We start from the raw sequence: 19,975 nt of genomic DNA on the forward strand, positions 1-19,975 counted from the left end.
CCAGGCCGCCTCCCACGACAATGATGCTCGTGTTTGCCACGTCAATTCCCTCCCATGCTCGCGTAAGCACCTTGCGAGAGGTCCATGTGTACCTCAGACGTTCATGCGGAACGCAATCAGCGACGCCACACCGACCGCCGCCAGCACGACAAACATGATCATCGTCACCCACGCGGTGATGCGCTGCGCCCGGCGCCCAACCGTGATGCCCCAATGAATGGCGAACGACCACAGTCCGTTCGAGAAGTGGAACGTCGCCGCGATCACGCCCACGATCATGAACGCGAAGTACGCATTGTCGGTGACGAGCTCGTGCACCATGTCAAACGACGGCGCGTTGCCGGAAAACCGCGTCGTCCACAGGTGGAAAATGATGAAGACGAAGGTGATGATGCCCGTCACCCGCTGCAACACGAACATCACGTTGCGGCTGAACGAATACCGATTCGCGTTGTAGCCGGACACGAACGCCACGTAAAGCCCAAACACGCCGTGATACGTGATGGGCAGGAAGATGAACACGAACTCAATGACGTGCAGGAGCGGAAGCGATTGAATCGCTTGCACGGCTTCGTTGAAAGCCGCCGCACCGCCCAGGGCCGTCGCGTTCGTGAACAGGTGCTCCAGCAGGAACAGTCCCACCGGAATGACGCCCGAGAGCGTGTGGAGCCGCCGCCAGAAAAACTCCCGGTTGTGCTGGGCTGCTTGGGCCACTGCCACTTGGGTTCCTCCCTTCAATCCCCCAAAAGAGAAAACAGTATGTACGCGCGGCGGGATCGCCGTGCAAGTGCAAAACACCGCAGGCCAGCGCGACGCACGCCGCCACCCGTTTGGCACCTTCTAAATTGTAATGATTGGCCATCGTAGAATCAAGAAAACGGTGCCTCGGACGAAATTTCCATCTCGCCATCCGCCTGCTTCCGAGCGGCAAGCTCTTCCCGCACCCTGGCCACAATCTCCCGCGCGAGTTTGTCGCCGATGCCAAGGCCGCGGAAGTCCTCCGGCTGCGCCGCCGCAACGGCCTTCAGGCTGCCAAACCGGCGGAGAATGGCCTTTTTCCGTTCCGGCCCCACGCCAGGAATCTCGTCCAGGATGGACTGAAATCCGGTCTTGCTGCGCCTCAACCGGTGAAACTCTACCGCGAATCGATGGACCTCGTCCTGGATGCGCTCGAGCAGGTAAAACGCCGGGCTGTGTCTCTCGATGCGCACAGGCTCTTCCTCGTCCATGAAGAACAACTGGCTCGTGCGATGGCGTTCGTCCTTCGCCAGACCGCAGACGGGGATCTCGAGCCCAAGCTCGCCCTCGAGGACGGACAACGCCGCGCGCAACTGGCCCTTCCCGCCGTCGATCACGACGAGATCGGGCAGCGGCTTCTGCTCGCGGACGAGCCGGCTGTAGCGCCTTCTCACGACTTCCCGAATCGCCTCGTAATCGTCTGGCCCCTGGGTGGACCGAATCTTGTACTTGCGGTACTCCGACTTGGCGGGCTTGCCGTCGATGAACACGACCATCGCCGACACCGCGTCGACGCCCTGGAAGTTGGAATTGTCGAACGCCTCAATCCGCCGGGGAGGCTGGATGGCGAGCACCTGTCCCAGTTCCATCACCGCGCCAAGCGTGCGGTCCAGATTGCGGTCGATCAGCTGTATTTTCTCCGCCAGCGCCTGGCGGGCGTTTTCACAGGCGAGATCGACCAGATCCCGCTTGGGGCCGCGCTTCGGCTGCAACACCTTCGCATCGACGACCATCGCGAGGGCCTCGCTGGGCACGCCCTCGGGCAGCAGAATTTCCTTCGGAAGATCCACCCGTTCGTGGTAAAACTGCTCCACGAACGACATGAAGTCCGTCAGCGGATCGTCGAAGTGCGGCGCGATCTGCACCTGCCGCTCGATGAGCTTCCCGTTCCTCACAAAAAACACCTGAACGCTCAGCAGCCCGCGGTCTTCGGCGAAGCCGAACACGTCTCGGTCGATCCCGTCCGTCCACGTGACCTTCTGCTCCTGCATCACCTGCTCGATATGGCGAATCAGATCGCGAAGTTCCGCGGCTCGTTCAAACTCGAGCGACTCCGCCGCCGCCTGCATCTTCTGCTCGAGCTCGCGCACGACATCCTGGTGCCCGCCGTTCAAAAAGTGGCTGATCTCCTTGGCCATGGCTTCATACGTCGCTTCATCCACGTCGTACACGCACGGCGCGAGGCATTGGTGGATGTGATAGTACAGGCAGACCTGCTTCTTGAGCGTCTTGCATTTGCGCAGCGGATACAGCCGATCCAACAGCCGCTTCGTGGCCTGCGCCGACGTGGCGTTGGGATACGGCCCGAAATACTTCGCGCCGTCCCGCTTGACCTGGCGCACAATCTGCAGCCGCGGGTGCCGCTCCTTGGTAAGTTTGATGTACGGGTATGACTTGTCGTCCCGCAGCATGATGTTGTACGGCGGCTGGTGCTGTTTGATCAGGTTGCATTCGAGCAGCAGCGCCTCCGCGACGGTGTCCGTCACGATGTACTCGAAGTCGCGGATCTGCGAAACCAACACCTGCGTCTTCGTGTCATGCGTCCCCGTGAAGTACGAACGCACGCGGTTCCGCAGCACCTTGGCCTTGCCCACGTAAAGAATCTCGCCGCCCTCACCCTTCATGAGGTAGACGCCGGGCCGCTGCGGCAACAGGTCCAGCTTGTCTCGAATGACCTGGTTCACGGCCTCACCTCCTCAATCGGCGCGCGCCACCACAAGATAGGTGCGTCCTCCAGCACGCTCGACGTAATCCACGTAGCCCCCGTCCGCGCCCCAGGCGGACACGGGGACCTCCAGCCGAAGCGAAGGCTGGCGGCTCCCCGGTGCGTGCAGGGCGCACATCGCAAGCGTCTGACCTTCTGGCGAGGACACGGGCGCCACCGCATACAACACGCCGCTTTCACCTTCGACCACCGCGCCATCCGTCGCGCCGGGCACGCCCGCGTAGGCGGTCGCTTGCCCCGTCGGCGCCACGCACACCCACATGCCAGCCGCCGCAGGAGCCGCCGAGGTTCCCTGGTACACAAGGCCCGCGTGGGTGACGTGTGGATTGCGAACCAGCCCGTTCACGTCGATGCTGACGGATCGGCCGAGCGACGCCGAGCCCGTGCGCACGACAATGGGCGCGAGGTGGACGGGAGATGCCGCAGCAACACCTTCTTGTCCTGAAACGGTTTGCCACGCGATGCCGCCTGGCCCCGTCGCGATCACGACCTCGCCGCCGTCGCCCACGTTCAGCGTGGTCAGCCGCGACGGCGATCCGCCCGCGAACGGAACGGCGTACACGTCCACCCTCGAGGCGGCACCATGGATGCCATTCTCCGTCCAATTCACCGTGACCACAGCCCAGGCGCCCGCCGACGAGAGCGACCAGGATCGGAGAAGCCAAGATCCCCCCGCCTCCGGTGGAGGCGGGGAAATGGCGACATTCGATGTCCAGCGCGGGCGGGCCAAGACGCCGAGCCCGTGAAGCGCATAGGCGCTTAGTTGAATGCCGTCGCCCTGAGCGCCGAGCGACAAACTGCCGGTCACAAGCTCCCCGTCGCCAAAGGCCAGATGGCCGAGATCGACCGGCTGACGCGTGATGTCGAAAACGGCCTGCACCTGAACAGGCAGGTCGGCGGTTGAAATGGGCTCCGGCGAGGCGCGGTGGACGTTGGTAGGCTGACCCGTTTCCGACGACCGCTCTCCCCACCAGCCGTACCCGACGAGGGCGAAGCCGAGCACGACGAGCGCTCCGGCGGTCGCGCGCGCCACCCGAGAGCCCGAGCGACGCGCTTCCGCCTCTTCGTACGCGATTTGGGCGCGCAACCGCTGCAGCGCTCGGTTCCGCAGCCCCGGCGGCAGGTCCGGAAGCACCTCCACCGGCAGCCCGGTTTCCTCGAGCTCATCTCCGGCCTCTCGCATCTCGAGCATGTCGGCGGCCACCTCGCTCGATTCGGCCTCCTCAGGGGACGAAATCCCGAGCGACGTCAGCGCCCGCGCCACCTGCTCGCGAAGGCGTGTCACGTCACCGCGATGGCCGATTCGCGTCCACACGGCGAGCATGAGGTCCACGAACGCATCCTCGGCCTCCGGCGTCTCACCCATCCGATCGATGACGGCATGCCACACAGCGGGGCCGAACCGATCCACCAGAACATGCGCCATTCGCCGGCGCTCCGCGCCCGACCTACGTGCTCTCATGCATCACGCTTCCCCGTTCTCTCCAGGATGGATAGTCTCATCATAGCCCACGCAGGCAGGAAAGGACAGCGAGAACCTACCCCACGCCGCACGACGTGCAGGTTGCGTGGACCCGAAACAAAACGAAAGACCCCCTGCACTCGCAGGAGGCCTTTCCGAAATGGGTCATGAAGGACTCGAACCTTCAACCACCCGATTAAGAGTCGGATGCTCTACCAATTGAGCTAATGACCCGTGGTGACCCTAAGGGGATTCGAACCCCTATTACCGCCGTGAGAGGGCGGCGTCCTGAGCCATTAGACGATAGGGCCGACTGGCTGCCGAACTAGGACTCGAACCTAGACTAACTGATCCAGAGTCAGTCGTGCTACCATTACACCATTCGGCATCGTATCTTTGCCCTGACGCCTCTCGCTCTTCCGGGCGTTTCACCCGGTTGCGTATTTCAATATACATGCTTCGTCACGCCGTGTCAATAGTCGCTCGTCAATTTTTTTGTTTTGTTGTTCCTCACGGCCTGCGCAGACGGCGGCCGGCGGGCGAGCCCGCCGGCTTTCCCCTCACTCCGTGACCACCTCGCCCGCCTCGACGCGATCGGCCGCTTCCCGCAATCGGCGCACGGCTTCGTCGCGCCCGACGAGCGCGATGACGTCAAACAAACCGGGCCCCACGGTCAAGCCGGTGATGGCCAAACGCACGGGGTGAATCAGTTCGCCCGATTTGACCCCCATTTCCTCAATCCACCGCCGGAACTCGCGCTCAATGACAGGCGCCAGAAACGGTGCCACCCCCGCCAGGCGATCCGCCACGGTCCTTAGCCTACTCGCGGTCTCAGGATGCGCGAAGTGCTTGCGAACGCCCTTTTCGTCGTACGCGCGGACCGGTTCAAAGTACGGTCGCACCCCGTCGACGAGCTCCTGGAGGTTGCGGCTGCGCGTCTGCACGAACGCGATCACGGTGCGCACCCACATCAGGACCTCTCGGCGACACTCGTCCTCCGCCACATACCCCCGCTCCACCAACTGCGGCCACGCCTCATCCATGACTGCCTCAGGGGATTGCTGCCGGAAATAGTGGGCGTTGAGCCACTCCAGTTTCTTGACGTCATAGATGGCGGCATGCTTGGCCACTTTCTCGAGATCAAACAACTGGATGGCCGTTTCCCGATCCACGATCTCCCGATCGTCCCCCGGAGAGAAGCCGAGAAGCAACAGATAGTTCACGAGGGCCTCGGGCAGGATGCCCATGTCCCGATACTCGCTCACGCTCGTGGCCCCATGGCGCTTGGACAGCTTGCTGCGATCCGGCGCGAGGATCATGGGAACATGCGCGAACGCCGGCGGCTCGGCGCCGAGCGCCTCGAACAGCACGATATGGCGAGGCGTGTTGGACAGGTGCTCCTCCGCCCGGATGACGTGCGAGATCTTCATTTCCACATCGTCCACGCACGAGGCAAAATGGTACGTCGGCGTATCGTCCGCTTTCCAGATGATGAAATCGTCGATCTCGCTGTTGGCGAACGCGACATCCCCTCGAATCAGATCGTGCACGACGGTCTCGCCCTCAAAGCGGCTGCGGATCCGGTACACGTGAGGCTCGCCCGCTGCGATACGGCGAGATCGCTCTTCAGGAGACAAATGGCGGCAGCGGCCCACGTAGCGAGGCGGCTTCCCCTCTCGCTGCGCAGCCTCGCGGTCCCGAGCGAGCTCCTCGGGCGTGCAGAAGCACGGGTACGCCTTGTCCTCGGCCAGGAGCCTGTCCAAGTGGCGGCGGTAGATGTCCATGCGCTCCGATTGGCGGTAGGGGCCATAAGGGCCTCCCACGTCTGGACCTTCGTCCCACAGAATGCCTAGCCAACGCAGTCCCTCTAAAATCTGCTGATACGAAGCTTCCGTCGAACGCGCGCGATCCGTATCGTCGATTCGAAGGACAAACTTGCCCCCGTGCTTTCGCGCAAACAACCAGTTGAAGTACGCCGTGCGCGCGCCCCCGATATGAAGCGCCCCCGTAGGGCTCGGCGCAAAACGAACACGAACTTCTTGAGCCATGCCCGAACCTCCTGTCGAATTGCCCGCGGATATCCGCCGCACCTGTGCGCACACTAGGCGCGAGGTGAACCAACATGAAGAAGCCGAACCGCCATCCGAAGACTTCCCCAGTCTCGAGCCCCAACTCCGGCGCGTACGATCCCGGCCCCGTCGATCAGGGTGAGACCGATTATCCGACGGCCGACGTCGCCGCCGCGCAAGCCGCCACCTACGATCTCGCCGTCGAGGAGTTCCCGGAGGGCCCCTACGGCGCTACGACCGACGAGCGGCGCCTCGGGAAGACGTCCCCCTGGCTTCCCGGCCAGATGGTGAGCGGCCGCTTTCGCGACACCAACATGATCACGTCGGATCGCCATACCGCGCCGTACGAGCAGGACGGCGATGACACGTACGAGGATCGATCCTAAACGCGCGCACGGCCGGATGGCAACTTCCGGCGTTGCCCCGGCCGCGCGATGGCGCCATGTTGCGCCTCAATGCGTTTGGCCGACCACCTCGAGCAGCGCAGCGATGCACATTTCGTTTTCTTCGGGCGTGCCAAAGGTGATACGGACGTACGATTCAAGCCCGCGGAATCCCGTTCTCACCAGGATGGCCCGCCGCATCAGCGCCTCAAACACCGCCGCGCCGTCGCCGACCTCCACCAGGCAAAAGTTTGCCTCGCTCGGCACCACGCGGATCCCATGTTCGGCCAGCCGCCCGTATTGAAACCTCGCCTGGGACGCGAGCGCCTGCGACCGCCGAACGTGCTCGACATCCTCAAGCGCCGCGATGGCGCCAATTTGGGCCACCCGGTTCACGTTGAAAGGCTCCCGCACGCGGTGAATGAACTGAATGACGTCCGCGTTCGCCACTAGATACCCCACGCGCAATCCGGCCAGCCCATACAGCTTCGAAAATGTGAACAGAAAGCCCACGTTCCCGCGTTGAAGCTCCTCCGGACGAAGCTGCAGGCGCTCCTCATCCAAGGCGTAGTTGTCGTACGCCATGTCGACCACGACGAACACGTCGTCCGGAATTCGCGCCATGAGCGCCTCGAACTCACTACGTTTCAACACGGTCCCGGTCGGATTGTTGGGTGTGCACAGGTACACGATCTTCGTCCGAGGCGTGACGGCCTCCGCCATGGCATCCACGTCGTATGTAAAATCCGGCTTCAGCGGCACGGGGCGAACGCGCGCGTCCATCACCTGTGCGCCGAATCCGTACTGGGAGAACGACGGATGCGGCACGACGATCTCGTCCCCCGGCTCAAGAAACGTTTCGGAGACGAGCTTGATGACGTCATCGGAGCCGTTGCCAACGAGCACTTGATCCGGCGAAATCCCGTGATGACGAGCGATGGCCTCGCGAACGAGATCACTCGCGCCATCGGGATATAAGTGAAGCCGCGGCAGTTCCTTGCGAATGGCCTCGATGGCGAGCGGAGAAGGGCCTAGTGCGTTTTCATTCGAATTGAGCTTGATGATGCGCCGGTTCCCCAGTTCTCGGCGCAGCGTTTCGTCGCTCAGGCCCGGCTTGTAGGGCTCGATGGCGGCCAGGTTTCCCCTCACCCTGGTTGTGACGTCGGACATCCTGCGCACCTCCCACGTGTCATGCTCTCCATTGTACAGGATATCGGCCTGCGCCGTCACCGCTCACGCTCCAAAGGGCGGCGGAGGGGGCTTCGGTCCCTCTGAAGTCTCAGGGCCTTCCCCACCCACTGGCGCTTGCGCACTCGGCTGCCTTCCCTTTCCCTCGGGTTCCAGCCCTCGAGTCTCGCCGAGTCCCGCGGACAATGCGAACCGCCAGGCGGACTCCACGCTGAGGTCGACCGGCTTGACGCGATCGCGCGGGACAAGGACCGTCACGCCCGCGAACTGAAACGCGTTGGGGAGATACACGGCCACCATCCGCCCCTGTGGATCGAGCGCCTCGGGAAGCGTTTCGGACGTGATAAAGCCGAGCACCTGCGCGCGTTCGTCAGGCCACATCACGAGCACAGGGGTTTGGAACGCCGTTCGCCGCCGGAACAAGTTCTCGATGAGTTCCTTGACCGTGGTGTAGACGGTGCGCACGACGGGGATGTGGGTAAAGAGGCGATCCGCCCATTGCAGCACAATGCGGCTGACGTATGCGCGCGACAACAGGCCGATGACGAACAGCGCCGCGAGGACGATCAAAAAACCAAGGCCCGGGATGTGAAGATAGACCCACGGGATGTACCAACTGACGAGTCCATCGACCTGGTTGACGACGAACACCACCACCCAGATGGCCAGCGCAAACGGCAGGATGGTCGCGAGGCCGATACCCAGGTACTGGGCCAGTTTTCGAAGGATCTCCTTCACCCAATTCATCTCCTGTCACCCCGGCAAGCTGTAGAAGCCAGCCGCCAGCACCACGTAGGCGCCAAAGGCCATGGCGCCTTCCAGCCAATTGGACTCCCCATCCATGACGAGAACGACCACCAGCAAGACGGCGGCCATCATGCTGACCACCTCGGGCCAGGTGAACGCGAACGTGAACGGAACGCCCATCAAAGCGCCGATGAAAAACAGAACCGGCGCGATGAACATGGCGACTTGAAGCGTGCTTCCCACGGCAATCTCGAGCGACAGATCCATGCGGTTTTTCCAAGCCATCCAAACCGCCGAAGCGTGCTCGGCGGCATTCCCGATGATGGCCACCACCACCACGCCGATGAACACTTCGCTCCAACCGAGATGTGCCGCGATGGAACGCACCGACCCGACCAACCAGTCGCTCTCCAGGCTGACGAGAACGGTCGAGGCCGCGAGCAGCACCACATGGACGAGAACCGGCCTGCTCGGCGCGGAAGCGTCGTCCTCTTCATGCTGAATCGCTTGAAACAGTTCGCGATGGGTGAACAGGCTGAAGTAGAGTCCCAGTAGATAGACCACGAGGGAGACGGCGGCTGCCCCGTACGACAGGACCGGGGATACGTGGGCGGCGCCGTAGGCGAATGCGGTAGGCACCACAAACGCAACGCCAATCCCCAGCATCAACATGGAGCCGTGACTGCGCGCCACTCGGACATTGAACTTCTGAATCGGATGGCGCAATCCCCCTACGAAGAACGAAAGGCCCAAGACAAACAGCAGATTGCTGATGATGGAGCCCGTGATGGACGACTTGACCAAAGGAATGAGCCCGTCCTTCAGGGAAAACACGCCGATGATAAGCTCGACGGCGTTGCCGAACGTCGCGGATAAGAGGCCTCCCAATCGCTCACCGGACCTCGCTGCGATGGCCTCCGTCGCCCGCCCCATGATGGCCGCGAGCGGGATGACTGCCGCTGACGACACAAAGAACTGCATCACAGGGCTTTGCACCCAAAGATGAACGCCGATGCTCCATGCGGTCAGAACCACCGCAGCGATCGAGATCAGGACATTCAATCGCGTCTCTCCTCCTGGTGATACCGTCTGCGCCATTCCTCAAAAATCTATCAAAACCATACCAAATGTCCGCGCTCCCTCGCACGGGTCTCACCGGGTTCCACGTGACAAGTGTGCTACAATGAGGCGAGAAAGGGGACCGCGCGATGTATGCATTTCCCAAGGTCAAACGGCTGCGAGGGGAACTCAAGCGAAGCGAAGTCCGCAACCAGGTGAAGTATCAGCTGACGACGCGCGAATTCGTCCAACAGCGAGGCCGAACGACGTATCGAATCGCGCTCGAACACATTCTCGGCATGGTGGAATGCTCGGACGCCGAATACTTGCGCCACGCAAAGCCGCTGTTTGGAAGCACCCCCGACCCGTTCGGAAAACCCTACAAAATTGTCACCGTTTTGATGCACCTCGTCACGGAGGTGGGCGTGATCGAGCAACAAGGCGTGTCGTTCTACACGCGCCTTTCCCCTGGGTTTGCGGCGCACATGGAGAGCCTTCTCGCCGAAAGCGGCTGAGGCCGAGTCAGCGGTCTTTTGGGCCCCGGCGCCTCTTCCGGCTCGACCAAAAGGTCCTCAGATACCGAACACCTAGAATGGCGGCACAAGCCGCCACCACGCCGTATCCCACCCACCGGATGCCCGAGGCGCCGGTCCAACGCGCCAAGAAGCCCGAAAACTCGTACGCGGCGATGGCGACGCCGGCAAACATCCAGTTCGGATACCGTTCGTTCATGACAGGCCTCCATCGTTCTCGTCGCTCCACAGGCGGATCTGGTCTCCGCGCTCGAGAAGAGGTCTTGGGCGCCTCGCGAGATGGAGAAGATCCAGCCAATCGAATGCGTTCCATACAGCATCGTTGTTCGAGTTGTTGTTCATCAGAATGTGAACCTCTCGAACCTGCCCGGCGAGAGCGCGCACATCTGGAACGAGCTCGCGGAGCTCGTCCTGGGTGTATCGATAATGGAATCGCTCCTTGGACGAACCGAGACCCTTCTGATTCCACGTCTCGCGATTCCGGCCGTGCATGCGGAAAATGGCGAGATCGGGCGCGGTCGCGCGGGGAATGTACGGGACCGACGTCCGCCCCGCGTCGGGTTCATCACAGATCACGTGAACGGCGCCGAGCGCCTGAAGCCATTCGAGCGTCCGACCGGTACGTTCGTCGGTAGCGTACCAACTGCGCTCCCGAAATTCCACCGCCACTCGGTGGGGGCGCAAGAAATCCACCAGGCGTTCGACCGTCACGCGATGCTGGCGCGTCGCGTCAAACCACGGGGGGAACTGCAGCAAGATGACACCCAGTTGTCCCCGCTCCACGACAGGTTGTAGGCCCGCCAAAAACGCCTTGCCCACGGCTCGGCGCTCCTCTGGGGACATCGTGCGGACGTGAAACGTCAGCGCGCCCGGCGCCTTGACGTGAAACATGAAGGAAGGGCTCACCTGCTCGAGCCATCGCTCCCACACGCGGGCCTCCGCGATGCGGTAAAAGGTGCTGTCGATCTCGACGAGATCGAAATACGAGGCGTAGTAGGCAAGCCGGAACTCCCGGGGCCAGGTACGAGGGTAGAAGTCGTCGTGATCGTGAAAAGCGCACGTTCCGACGCGTATCATGCCGGACCTCCCCGCGGTGCGGGCTTTGACCCCGTTCTTCGCAGATCGATATAATGGTGGACGTGAACGCGATATCTAGGTCTTGGATGGGAGATGAACGACATGGCGAGCGCTCAACACGCCATCCGCTGTCCGCACTGCGATCATACCTGGTTCCGGGAAGAACGCCAAGTCGAGCTTGACTCCAGCGTCGTGATCAAGCCTGGCATGCCCGTCGAAGGTCGCATCGTGCGCGAGCAATACGTCTACATTTGCGCGAACTGCAATCAGGTCTTATATCACGAATGACGCGTTTCACAGGTCCATCCCGGTATAAAGATCCCCATCTCCTCACACGATAACGAGGAGATGGGAGGGATCGCCTTGAAGCGACACGGTCGGCGTTTGGCGTGGGTGGCCGTGGCTGCCGCGGCGTTCGGAGCCTGGCACGCCTGGCCTCGGCCGGAAAGGCCGCATGCGCACGCGCATGGCTCGCACTCGGTCGCGCCGTCTTCCGCCAGTTGGACCGCCACGGACCCAGGCACCACGCGGCTTGGGGGGCGCGAGACGATTCTCGTCTTGGGCAGCGACAAGCGCCCGGAAGACCCGCGCGGGAATGCCGACGTGCTCCTCGTCGCGAGCCTCGATGACAGCCATCGCCGCATTGAACTCCTCTCCATCCCGCGCGACACCCAGGTGGCTTTCCCGGACGGCCGCTATCACAAGATCAATGAAGCCCTGGCGAGCGGCGGGCCAGAAGAGACCTGCATGCTGGTGGAGCGCTTGATTGGTCTCCCCATCGACCATTACGCCATCATTCGATTCGATGCGCTCGTGCATATGGTGGATCGCATCGGCGGCCTCGACATCGATGTGCCGCGCAACATGGATTACCGCACGGGCGACAAGGTGTACGGCGTCATTCGCTTGCGGAAAGGCCGGCATCACCTGAGCGGCGAACAGGCGCTCCAATTTGTCCGCTACCGCCACGACGCGCTCGGCGACATTGGGCGCACCGAGCGACAGCAGGCGTTTCTCGTGGCGCTGAAGGATCAGCTCCTTCGCCCTCAAACGCTGCCCCGGCTGCCCGAAGTGGCATTCGACGCGTGGAAGATGATCGACACCGACATGTCCCTCGGCGACATTTCGCGGCTGGCGGCGCGCGCGCCGCAGTACAAGACGTACCGGACCGTGCACACCACCCTGCCGGGCTCCTTTCACGATCCCGACCCGTCCATCCCGGGAGACTTGAGCTACTGGGTGGTCAATCCGGCTGAAGCCCGGTACGTCGCCAAGCGGTTTTTCGCGGATGGCGAAGTGCCGCCGCGGATCATTCAGGATCCTCGGGAGACGCGCACCTGGCTTCCGCCAGAGGCACGCGCGGCTCAAAGGCCCGCCGACCGTTCGACATCGGGCTGACGTTTGGTCACGCGCCTGTTTTCGCCCGCATCAGCGAATCCCGCACCGACTCCCGTGTGACCACAATCGCATCCCCACGCGCTTCGCGCTCGATGTTTCGCCAAGTCACGCGGCTGTTCATCCAATACGACCACGCTGTGGACACCAGGATGCCGATGGCCTGTCCAGCGGGAACGGGCACGCCAAAGCCCTCGCATCCTCGCATCACGAGCGTCGTGATGGCGATCCCGACGACCGAAATGCCGACGAACACGGGCAGCTTCCATCCCCACCCTCGTCCGGAGGACTCGGATTTCCACGTGACGCGATCGTTCCAAAAATAGTTGTTCAACATGGCCACGAAAGAAGCGGCGACGGAAGCCACGGTGTCCCGCAGGTGGAACCCGTACCACAGGAGGCTCAGGACTGCCTCGTTCACCACCACGCCCGACAGGCCGATGAGGCAGAACAGAAAGAACCGCCGATCCGGCGGGCTCTGGCTCACCAGGCGCACGAGGTGGCGAAAGTAGTTCCACTGCTCCTTGAGGCTCATCTTCGATTCGCCGAAGTCGCGGGCCACGAACTCGTACGCGATCTCATGCACGCTGCGATAGCGGCCTTTCACCAGCACCTCGATCAAGATCTTCCATCCAATGGGGTTCAGTTCGACGCCTTCAATCACTTCGCGCCGCAGGCCAAAGAAACCGCTCGTGCAATCCGAGATCTTGCGCAGGCGATGGAGCGCGAGTTGCCCAATGACCCGCGCGGTCCACGAGATGAGCTTTCGCAGCGGGCCCAACCCGCCGTCCGAGCCCCCTTCCACGAAACGGCTTGGGATTACCACGTCGATCCCGGACTCCAAACGCTCGTAGATGGCCGGCAACAGCTCCGGCGGATGCTGCAGGTCAGCGTCCATCACGACAAGGTACCTGCCCTGCGCCTTTTCGAATCCACGCACGACCGCGCTCGCGAGGCCACGCTCGTGATCGCGGTGGAACACGTGAACGGCGGGATCCCGGGCCTCCAGATCTCGAAGCACTGCGACCGTATCGTCGCTGCTGTCATCGACAAACCAGATCTCGTAGGAAATCCCCAGAGGGGCTAAAGCTTGATGGATGCGCTCCACCAGGGGATGGATGTTGTCTCGCTCGTTGTAAGTCGGGATCACCACACTGACGTCCACGCACAAAGCCTCCTTGCGCCAAGGCCTACCGATCCGAGGCTTGGCCCTGTCCATCATCGCGGAACCACGCACAGAGCGCGGCCATGTCGAGATCGGCGAACGGTCCCGCGGATGCGCGGCGCAGCAGATCCCGGGCGAGTCCGGCGATGGGCGTGCGAGCCCGCCAACGCTCGCTGGCCTCCGTGAACAGACGCATGTCCTTGGCCAGATGTTTCACTGGAAATTGGGGCGTGAAGTCGCCCGACTCAATCATCCCGCGCTTTCCGCCGTACACCGCGGGCCACACCGAACTCGTGGCCAGCACGTCCAACGCGGTTCGAACGTCGAACCCCGCCCGTTCCGCGAAGGCGAGCGCTTCCCCCAGGGACAGCATGGACATGGCGAGCAAGTAGTTCACCATGAGCTTCATGGCGGAACCGTTGCCGACGTTGCCCAGTCGATGGATGACGTGTGCCATGGTGCGGAGATACGGCAGAGCCGCCTCCACGTTCGCCTCCGTTCCCGCCACCAAAGCCACGAGCTTCCCCTCTTCGGCCGGCTTGGTGGTCCCGAGGACAGGGGACTCCACGTACCCCAGTCCACGTCGTTCCACGCGTTCGGCAAAGCGAATCGACTCGTCGACTCCGACCGTGCTCATGTTGACCACGACGGTCCCCGGCTCCATCCCATCGATGGCGCCCGACTCGAACAGCGCCGCTTCCACCGCCGCCGCATCGGCGAGCATGAGAAAGGTCAACCGGCATCCCTGCGCGACTTCTCGCGGGTCCGAAGTCAGCCGCACGTTGGATGGCAAATCCAGAATCGCTTTCGGCGAACGGTTGTACGCGACCACGTCCTCGCCCAACGCGGCGACTCGCTTCACCATGCGCTCGCCCATCAGTCCAAGGCCCATCCAGCCAATGGTCATGGTTCACCCTCCTGTCTGGCACGCGGACTCGCTCCACATGGGTGTTCATCCATGATGGCGACCAATCGCTCGAGAAGCTCGAGGAACTTCCTCGCGTCGTGTTCCCCCAGCTTGTCCAGGAGTTGCGCAATCTTGACGGCGCGATTTCTCGTCAGCTCCCGGAGTTGGGAACGGCCGCGATCCGTCAGAATCACGTATACGACGCGCCGATCCTCGCTCGAACGCACGCGCTCGACGTAACCCAATCGGACCAGTTCGTCACACACCTGGGTGATGGCGCCGGGGCTCAGACCTGCGATGCGGGCCAGGTCAGACGATTTGGCCTGCGGCACGAGGCTCAGGTGCCAGAGCACAAACGCCTGCGTGTGTGTCAAACCGAATTTGTCCTCGGTGAAGTGCGAGCGCATCCCGCGAAAGAACCGCTCCATGACCGTGTCGAGCCGCTGTGCGATATCCAGGCGATCCCCGTTCACCCATATTCACTCCACCTATGTAATCTTGCGCGATCCGTCCGCCGTCTCGCATCCGCTTCACTTCGCGTGGCCGTTTCGCCCCACGCGGCGGCGCAACAGCGCAGCAAACACCGCGAGCGCCGCGAGCGGGATACATCCCAGAAGGATGTAGATCCAGTTGCCAAACACGCCTGCGTACACCAACGCCACGCCCAAATAATACGGCACCATGGCCACGACGGCCGTCCACGTGTACGACCAAAGCGAGGTGGCTGGGATCATGCCGGCAACATAGTTGACGAGAAACGCGGGCACCGGGAGCAAGCGGGCCAGAAGCAAGCCCAAACTTCCCCACTCGCGAACCCAATGGTTGACCTGCTCAAACCGCTCGTGATGCTGCACACGTTGGAGCATGATGCGCGTAAAGTGGCGGGCGATGAAAAAAATCAGAATGGAGCTGATGGTGGATCCAATCCACGCATACGTCGTTCCTGCGACAACCCCGAACACGCGCAGGAAGATGATCAAAAGCCCTTCGGACGGGATGGGCGTCAGGCACCAGATCACCATGATCGCGATGGCCCAGATCACGCCCCAGAATCCCCACGACTGAATCCAGTCGGTCAGCCGATGGTTCCGATCCAAATACAGAACCACCACCGCCACCAGGGCGCCCGACAGGATCATCGCAATGGTGCGCCAATCTGTGAGCAGCTGCTTAACAAACCCCGCCACATCCACGACTCCCCGCTATCATTCCACTCTCTTTCACAGTATCAGACTGTCGGCAAAGGTTCAAACACGGTCAAAGGGCGGCGGGCGCTCGTCGCGCCCCGCCGCCTGAGACTCGGTTCATCGAGGCTTGATGGGCGAGGTCCGCTTCTGGCCGATACGCTTCCCGTCTTCGGGTTTCGGCGTCAGCGTGTGCTCGTCGAGGGTATCGCGAATGGCCCACTGCTCCAACGCTTCGCGATCGCCCTCCGCGAGCAGCTTTTCGCCGAAGTTGCGCAGCGGTGGCCCGGGCTTTCGGTGCGTCTCTCCTTGCATAGGCAATCCCTCCCGTGCCCTTACCGTGCCCCGCCCAAGCGTATGTATGCGCTCCGCGCGCGTTCAAGTCCCTGGCTTCTTCCGCCACACCACGCCTTCATCGGTGCCGATGGCCACCTCGTTCGCCATGTCGATGAACAGGCCCGACTCCACGACCCCGGTGGTCAGCTTGAGACGCCGCGCCAAGTCCGCCGGATCGGCGACTTCATCGAACACCGTGTCGAGGATGTAATTGTGATTGTCCGTGACGAACGTCTCGCCGTTTCGCTCGCGAAGGGTCCAACGCCCGCCGAGCTGTTCGATCCGCCGCGCGGTCGTCTCCCACGCGAAGGGAACCACTTCGACGGGGATCGCGAGCCCCGACAGAGAGTCGTACAATTTGCTGTCATCCACGACGATGATGAGTTCATCCGAGATGGACGCGACCAACTTTTCGCGCAACAGCGCGCCACCGCCGCCCTTGATGAGCTGAAGGTCGGGCGTGACCGCGTCCGCGCCGTCGATGGTGAGATCGAGGCGCGGACAGCTGCGAAAATCGGTCAGGGGGATCCCCAGCTCTCGGGCCAACCGCTCCGTCTCGCGGGACGTAGGAATGGCGACGATCTCGAGCCCTTCCTTGACGCGTCTCCCCACTTCGACAATGGTGTAGTACGCCGTCGAACCCGTCCCGAGGCCGACCTTCATCCCAGGTTGAATCCGTTTTGCGGCTTCTTCACCCGCCATCCGCTTCTTTTCCATCCTCGACTCCCCTTCACAAGATCGGAGACAAAAGCCTCGCACAGCTCTCCATGATGCGCTCGGCTCTCGGCCTTGATCGATATTGTTCCAGTGTCAATCTATCACATTTCTCAAGATCGCGCTCAAACAGATCGGCGAGGTGCCCGCTCTTGTCGCGATCGAAGATGAGCGCGTTCACTTCAAAGTTGAGCTTGAAGCTGCGGATGTCGATGTTCGCCGTGCCGACGGACGCCAGTTCCCGATCCGTCACGACCATTTTGGCGTGCAGAAAGCCGTCTCGGTACAGGTAGCACTGCACGCCGGCCTGAAGCAGATCTCCGAGATAAAACCTCGACGCCCAGAACACCCACAGGTGATCCGGCTTGCCCGGCAACATGACCTTGACGTCCACGCCGGACAGACTTGCAATTTTCAGCGCCGTCAACAGGCTGTCGTCCGGGACAAAATACGGCGTCTGGATATAGATGCTCTCCTTGGCTGCGTAAATCATTTTGATGTAGGCATTCCGGATCTGCTCCCAGTCGGTGTCCGGTCCGCTCGCCACCACCTGCATACCGGTCGCCCCAGGGCGCCCGTGAACGCGAGGAAAATAGCGGTCCTCGAATTCTATCGGGTGTTTGGATGATGAATTCCAATCCAAAAGAAAGATGGATTGCAACTCCAGGATGGCGCTCCCTTCAATCCGGAGATGCGTATCGCGCCAAAAGCCGAACCGCTCATCCTTGCCCAGGTATTCATCGCCGACGTTGAAACCGCCCACATACGCGACGCGCCCGTCCACCACCGCGATCTTCCGGTGGTTGCGATTGTTCATACGCAGGTTCACATAAGGGATGCGGGAAGGAAAGAAGGCAGCGACCTCGCCGCCATCTCGCACCAGCGGCTCGAAGAACGACTTGGGGGTCCATGCGCAGCCGACGGCGTCGTACAGCAGGCGAACCTCCACGCCTTCGCGCGCCTTCTCGGCCAGGAGGCGAACGAAACGCTCGCCCAGATCGTCCGGCCGGAAGATATAGTATTCGAGGTGGATGTGGTCCTTGGCCTGCCGAATGTCTTCGAACAGGGCTTCGAACTTGTCCACCCCGCGCACGAACACGTCGACGCGATTATCTTCCGTGTAGACCGCGTAGGCCGTCTTGAGATTCAGGGCGATGAGATCCGCATGGCGCTGTGCGGCCGGCTCCTTGTACACCACGTGGCCCGATTCGACCTGCCGATGCTGGCGCTCCGCGGCGCGCGCCACCCAGGGCGCATTGCGCAGGCGAAAGCGGGCCAACCGGTAGCGGCTGATGTGTTGTCCAAACAGCACGTACAAGATGAAGCCGCCGACAGGGATGAACAACAACACCATCAGCCACGCCCACGTGACGGCGGCGTTGTGCCGCTCCACGAAAATGATCACGCAGGCCGTGACGAGATCGAGCGCAAAAATGAGCAAGTACGCGATGTGCAACCACGGCATGTTGGGTCTCCATTCCGGCATGGCGCCAGGCGCGGGCGCGTTAGGGCCGCGCCCGCAGCACCGGCCAGACGAGCGGCGCAAACGCGATGCAAAACGCCGCGATCGCCATCCATTTGAGATATGCTTGATCCGCGGGATACGTCATGTCGGGCACCTCCAACCGCGTCTGTGCTATAGCGTATGCGCGGTCGCCCGTCTCCGACGTTCCCGGAGAGGAGTGAAAACCTGTGAACGCTTGGTTCTTGGCGGCTGCCATTGCTTGCGAAGTGTTCGCGACTTCGATGCTCAAATTGACCCACGGCTTTTCGAGGCTGTGGCCCTCGCTGGCCGTCGTCCTGGGCTACGCGCTCTCCTTCTACGCGCTGTCGCAGGCGCTTCGAACCATCCCCATCGGCGTGGCGTACGCCATCTGGTCGGGCGTCGGCACCGCAGCGATCGCGGCCATCGGCGCGATGGCGTACAGGCAACCGGTCACGCCCATGATGGTCGTTGGCATCGGGCTCATCGTCGCTGGCGTGGTGATCTTGAACCTTCACCGCCCGCTCCATTGACGTCGGCCTGGCGAGCACCCTGGTTTTCCTGGGCGCAGAAGACGCTCGGAGCATGAGGATGTGCCTCGTCCTCCACCTGCACGGTGACGTGCCCGATGTTGAGATGGCGCAGCCGGTGCTCGATTTCCCGGATCACGCCCTGGGTCTCCGACACCGTCGTGATGCCATCCATCTCCACATGGCACGAGAGCGCATTGTGCCCGTTGGCGATGGACCAGATGTGGAGATCATGCACGCCGCGCACGCCTTGCACCGTGAGGATGGCCTCCACCACGTCGCGGGCATTCACGTCGGCCGGCGCGCCCTCCATCAGGATGCGCGTGGCGCGGCGCGCCAGCCGAATGGCGCCGTACGCGATGGCGAGCGCGATGGCCACGCTCAAAATCGGATCGATGGGCTCCCAGTGCGTCCACGCGATCACGGCGCCCGCCGCGATCACGCCGAGCGACGCCGCCATGTCGCCCACCATGTGGAGCACGGCGCTTTGCACGTTCAGATTGTCTTCGCCGCGCATGGCAAGCGCCATGCCGAGGTTGACCACGACGCCGACCAGAGCGCTAAGCGACATCCACAGCGGCTCAATCGGCCGAGGATGTTGCAGGCGGTTCCACGCCTCGACCATCACCCATCCGGTGACGCCGAGCAGCAGCAGCGCGTTCATCAGCGCGGCCAGAATGCCTGCGCGATGATAGCCAAACGTCATGCGCGCATCGGACGGCCTCTCGGCCTGCCGGAGGGCGTACCAGGAGAGCCCGAGCGCGGCCATGTCCGTAAGGACGTGGCCCGCGTCGGACATGAGCGCCAAACTGCCGGACACCAACCCACCGAGAAGTTCCGCGAGAAACACCAACGCCGTCAACCAGAACGCGAGGCGCATCTTGTCGGCCGGCGCGTGCACATGCAGCCATTCGCCTTCGTGCGCGTGCCCGCCACCATGCGCGTGATGATGACCATGCGGATGGCCTTCATGCGAATGGGACATCGTTCGTTCTCCTCG

General features: G+C 62.5%; 22 protein-coding genes and 3 tRNA genes. 5 read left to right on the forward strand and 20 right to left on the reverse strand.

Features of this window, described 5'->3' with window-relative positions; genetic code table 11:
• Positions 1-93 precede the first annotated feature (93 nt).
• From AACI_RS09185 to gltX, 7 genes are all read right to left on the reverse strand, one after another.
• Positions 94-720, reverse strand: a complete 627-nt coding sequence (locus AACI_RS09185) for a succinate dehydrogenase cytochrome b558 subunit (RefSeq protein WP_012811161.1) — start codon at positions 718-720, stop codon at positions 94-96.
• Between the two features lie 149 nt (positions 721-869).
• Positions 870-2,702 carry an excinuclease ABC subunit UvrC gene (uvrC, locus tag AACI_RS09190; protein ID WP_012811162.1) on the reverse strand — a complete coding sequence of 611 codons (1,833 nt, stop codon included), beginning with the start codon at positions 2,700-2,702 and terminating at the stop codon, positions 870-872.
• 12 nt (positions 2,703-2,714) lie between these two features.
• A complete protein-coding gene (locus AACI_RS09195) occupies positions 2,715-4,205 on the reverse strand; it encodes a hypothetical protein (RefSeq protein WP_245530524.1) in 1,491 nt (496 codons plus the stop codon).
• A gap of 161 nt (positions 4,206-4,366) precedes the next feature.
• Positions 4,367-4,439 (reverse strand) — tRNA-Lys (locus AACI_RS09200).
• 1 nt (position 4,440) lies between these two features.
• Positions 4,441-4,516 (reverse strand) — tRNA-Glu (locus tag AACI_RS09205).
• A gap of 3 nt (positions 4,517-4,519) precedes the next feature.
• Positions 4,520-4,593: transfer RNA gene (locus tag AACI_RS09210), tRNA-Gln, on the reverse strand.
• 172 nt (positions 4,594-4,765) lie between these two features.
• On the reverse strand, positions 4,766-6,253 hold the full coding sequence (gene gltX / locus AACI_RS09215; protein ID WP_012811164.1) for a glutamate--tRNA ligase: 1,488 nt from the start codon (positions 6,251-6,253) through the stop codon (positions 4,766-4,768).
• 74 nt (positions 6,254-6,327) lie between these two features.
• Between gltX and AACI_RS09220 the strand changes: the two genes are divergently transcribed.
• Entirely contained in the window at positions 6,328-6,660 is a 333-nt protein-coding gene (locus AACI_RS09220) for a hypothetical protein (RefSeq protein ID WP_012811165.1), read from the forward strand.
• Positions 6,661-6,726: 66 nt separating this feature from the next.
• Here AACI_RS09220 and hisC read toward each other — a convergent pair whose 3' ends face one another.
• The 3 genes from hisC to cax form a co-directional block, all read right to left on the reverse strand.
• Positions 6,727-7,827, reverse strand: coding sequence for a histidinol-phosphate transaminase (gene hisC, locus AACI_RS09225; RefSeq protein WP_049763345.1), 1,101 nt, complete (start codon positions 7,825-7,827; stop codon positions 6,727-6,729).
• 63 nt (positions 7,828-7,890) lie between these two features.
• Positions 7,891-8,592: a DUF502 domain-containing protein gene (locus tag AACI_RS09230; RefSeq protein WP_041707473.1), complete on the reverse strand. Its 702-nt coding sequence runs from the start codon at positions 8,590-8,592 to the stop codon at positions 7,891-7,893.
• Between the two features lie 6 nt (positions 8,593-8,598).
• Positions 8,599-9,654: a calcium/proton exchanger gene (cax, locus tag AACI_RS09235; RefSeq protein WP_012811168.1), complete on the reverse strand. Its 1,056-nt coding sequence runs from the start codon at positions 9,652-9,654 to the stop codon at positions 8,599-8,601.
• A 146-nt stretch (positions 9,655-9,800) separates the two neighbouring features.
• Here cax and AACI_RS09240 point away from each other — a divergent pair, with 146 nt between their 5' ends.
• The gene (locus AACI_RS09240; protein WP_012811169.1) at positions 9,801-10,166 is read left to right on the forward strand and encodes a hypothetical protein; all 366 of its coding nucleotides are present in this window, start codon (positions 9,801-9,803) and stop codon (positions 10,164-10,166) included.
• 7 nt (positions 10,167-10,173) lie between these two features.
• Here the strand turns inward: AACI_RS09240 and AACI_RS09245 are convergent, their stop codons facing one another.
• Together AACI_RS09245 and AACI_RS09250 are read right to left on the reverse strand one after the other, a co-directional pair.
• Positions 10,174-10,383: a hypothetical protein gene (locus AACI_RS09245; RefSeq protein WP_012811170.1), complete on the reverse strand. Its 210-nt coding sequence runs from the start codon at positions 10,381-10,383 to the stop codon at positions 10,174-10,176.
• Positions 10,380-11,261: a DUF72 domain-containing protein gene (locus AACI_RS09250; RefSeq protein ID WP_012811171.1), complete on the reverse strand. Its 882-nt coding sequence runs from the start codon at positions 11,259-11,261 to the stop codon at positions 10,380-10,382. The genes AACI_RS09245 and AACI_RS09250 overlap by 4 nt, the downstream gene beginning before the upstream one ends.
• A 102-nt stretch (positions 11,262-11,363) precedes the next feature.
• On the opposite strand from AACI_RS09250, the gene AACI_RS09255 reads away from it, so the two are divergent.
• Entirely contained in the window at positions 11,364-11,549 is a 186-nt protein-coding gene (locus tag AACI_RS09255) for a hypothetical protein (protein ID WP_008341253.1), read from the forward strand.
• A gap of 75 nt (positions 11,550-11,624) precedes the next feature.
• The gene (locus tag AACI_RS09260) at positions 11,625-12,659 is read left to right on the forward strand and encodes an LCP family protein (RefSeq protein ID WP_012811172.1); all 1,035 of its coding nucleotides are present in this window, start codon (positions 11,625-11,627) and stop codon (positions 12,657-12,659) included.
• 7 nt (positions 12,660-12,666) lie between these two features.
• Here AACI_RS09260 and AACI_RS09265 read toward each other — a convergent pair whose 3' ends face one another.
• The 7 genes from AACI_RS09265 to cls all read right to left on the reverse strand — a co-directional run bounded on the left by AACI_RS09265 (position 12,667) and on the right by cls (position 18,427).
• Positions 12,667-13,821 (reverse strand): glycosyltransferase, encoded by a 1,155-nt coding sequence (locus AACI_RS09265; RefSeq protein ID WP_012811173.1) that lies wholly within the window; start codon positions 13,819-13,821, stop codon positions 12,667-12,669.
• Between the two features lie 25 nt (positions 13,822-13,846).
• Entirely contained in the window at positions 13,847-14,728 is an 882-nt protein-coding gene (locus AACI_RS09270; protein ID WP_012811174.1) for an NAD(P)-dependent oxidoreductase, read from the reverse strand.
• Positions 14,725-15,201 carry a MarR family winged helix-turn-helix transcriptional regulator gene (locus AACI_RS09275; protein ID WP_012811175.1) on the reverse strand — a complete coding sequence of 159 codons (477 nt, stop codon included), beginning with the start codon at positions 15,199-15,201 and terminating at the stop codon, positions 14,725-14,727. Before AACI_RS09275 ends, AACI_RS09270 begins: the two co-directional genes overlap by 4 nt.
• A gap of 57 nt (positions 15,202-15,258) precedes the next feature.
• The gene (locus AACI_RS09280; protein WP_012811176.1) at positions 15,259-15,915 is read right to left on the reverse strand and encodes a TVP38/TMEM64 family protein; all 657 of its coding nucleotides are present in this window, start codon (positions 15,913-15,915) and stop codon (positions 15,259-15,261) included.
• Positions 15,916-16,032: 117 nt separating this feature from the next.
• Positions 16,033-16,227, reverse strand: coding sequence for a hypothetical protein (locus tag AACI_RS09285; protein ID WP_012811177.1), 195 nt, complete (start codon positions 16,225-16,227; stop codon positions 16,033-16,035).
• Between the two features lie 63 nt (positions 16,228-16,290).
• Entirely contained in the window at positions 16,291-16,965 is a 675-nt protein-coding gene (gene rpiA, locus AACI_RS09290) for a ribose-5-phosphate isomerase RpiA (RefSeq protein WP_012811178.1), read from the reverse strand.
• Positions 16,966-16,978: 13 nt separating this feature from the next.
• Positions 16,979-18,427, reverse strand: coding sequence for a cardiolipin synthase (gene cls, locus AACI_RS09295; protein WP_012811179.1), 1,449 nt, complete (start codon positions 18,425-18,427; stop codon positions 16,979-16,981).
• 227 nt (positions 18,428-18,654) lie between these two features.
• Here cls and AACI_RS09300 point away from each other — a divergent pair, with 227 nt between their 5' ends.
• A complete protein-coding gene (locus AACI_RS09300) occupies positions 18,655-18,978 on the forward strand; it encodes a DMT family transporter (protein ID WP_008336928.1) in 324 nt (107 codons plus the stop codon).
• Here AACI_RS09300 and AACI_RS09305 read toward each other — a convergent pair.
• Complete coding sequence (locus AACI_RS09305) at positions 18,929-19,960, reverse strand: cation diffusion facilitator family transporter (protein WP_012811180.1); 1,032 nt, start codon at positions 19,958-19,960, stop codon at positions 18,929-18,931. The genes AACI_RS09300 and AACI_RS09305 overlap by 50 nt on opposite strands.
• Positions 19,961-19,975: the final 15 nt, after the last annotated feature.

The organism is Alicyclobacillus acidocaldarius subsp. acidocaldarius DSM 446, from assembly GCF_000024285.1.
Classification (GTDB): Bacteria; Bacillota; Bacilli; order Alicyclobacillales; family Alicyclobacillaceae; genus Alicyclobacillus; species Alicyclobacillus acidocaldarius.

Coding starts and splice junctions, on each gene's coding strand:
- AACI_RS09195 (WP_245530524.1), bottom strand. CDS start 4,205: ATGAGAGCACGTAGGTCGGGCGCGGAGCGCCGGCGAATGGCGCATGTT.
- gltX (WP_012811164.1), bottom strand. CDS start 6,253: ATGGCTCAAGAAGTTCGTGTTCGTTTTGCGCCGAGCCCTACGGGGGCG.
- AACI_RS09220 (WP_012811165.1), top strand. CDS start 6,328: ATGAAGAAGCCGAACCGCCATCCGAAGACTTCCCCAGTCTCGAGCCCC.
- hisC (WP_049763345.1), bottom strand. CDS start 7,827: ATGTCCGACGTCACAACCAGGGTGAGGGGAAACCTGGCCGCCATCGAG.
- AACI_RS09230 (WP_041707473.1), bottom strand. CDS start 8,592: ATGAATTGGGTGAAGGAGATCCTTCGAAAACTGGCCCAGTACCTGGGT.
- AACI_RS09240 (WP_012811169.1), top strand. CDS start 9,801: ATGTATGCATTTCCCAAGGTCAAACGGCTGCGAGGGGAACTCAAGCGA.
- AACI_RS09245 (WP_012811170.1), bottom strand. CDS start 10,383: ATGAACGAACGGTATCCGAACTGGATGTTTGCCGGCGTCGCCATCGCC.
- AACI_RS09250 (WP_012811171.1), bottom strand. CDS start 11,261: ATGATACGCGTCGGAACGTGCGCTTTTCACGATCACGACGACTTCTAC.
- AACI_RS09255 (WP_008341253.1), top strand. CDS start 11,364: ATGGCGAGCGCTCAACACGCCATCCGCTGTCCGCACTGCGATCATACC.
- AACI_RS09270 (WP_012811174.1), bottom strand. CDS start 14,728: ATGACCATTGGCTGGATGGGCCTTGGACTGATGGGCGAGCGCATGGTG.
- AACI_RS09285 (WP_012811177.1), bottom strand. CDS start 16,227: ATGCAAGGAGAGACGCACCGAAAGCCCGGGCCACCGCTGCGCAACTTC.
- rpiA (WP_012811178.1), bottom strand. CDS start 16,965: ATGGAAAAGAAGCGGATGGCGGGTGAAGAAGCCGCAAAACGGATTCAA.
- cls (WP_012811179.1), bottom strand. CDS start 18,427: ATGCCGTGGTTGCACATCGCGTACTTGCTCATTTTTGCGCTCGATCTC.
- AACI_RS09305 (WP_012811180.1), bottom strand. CDS start 19,960: ATGTCCCATTCGCATGAAGGCCATCCGCATGGTCATCATCACGCGCAT.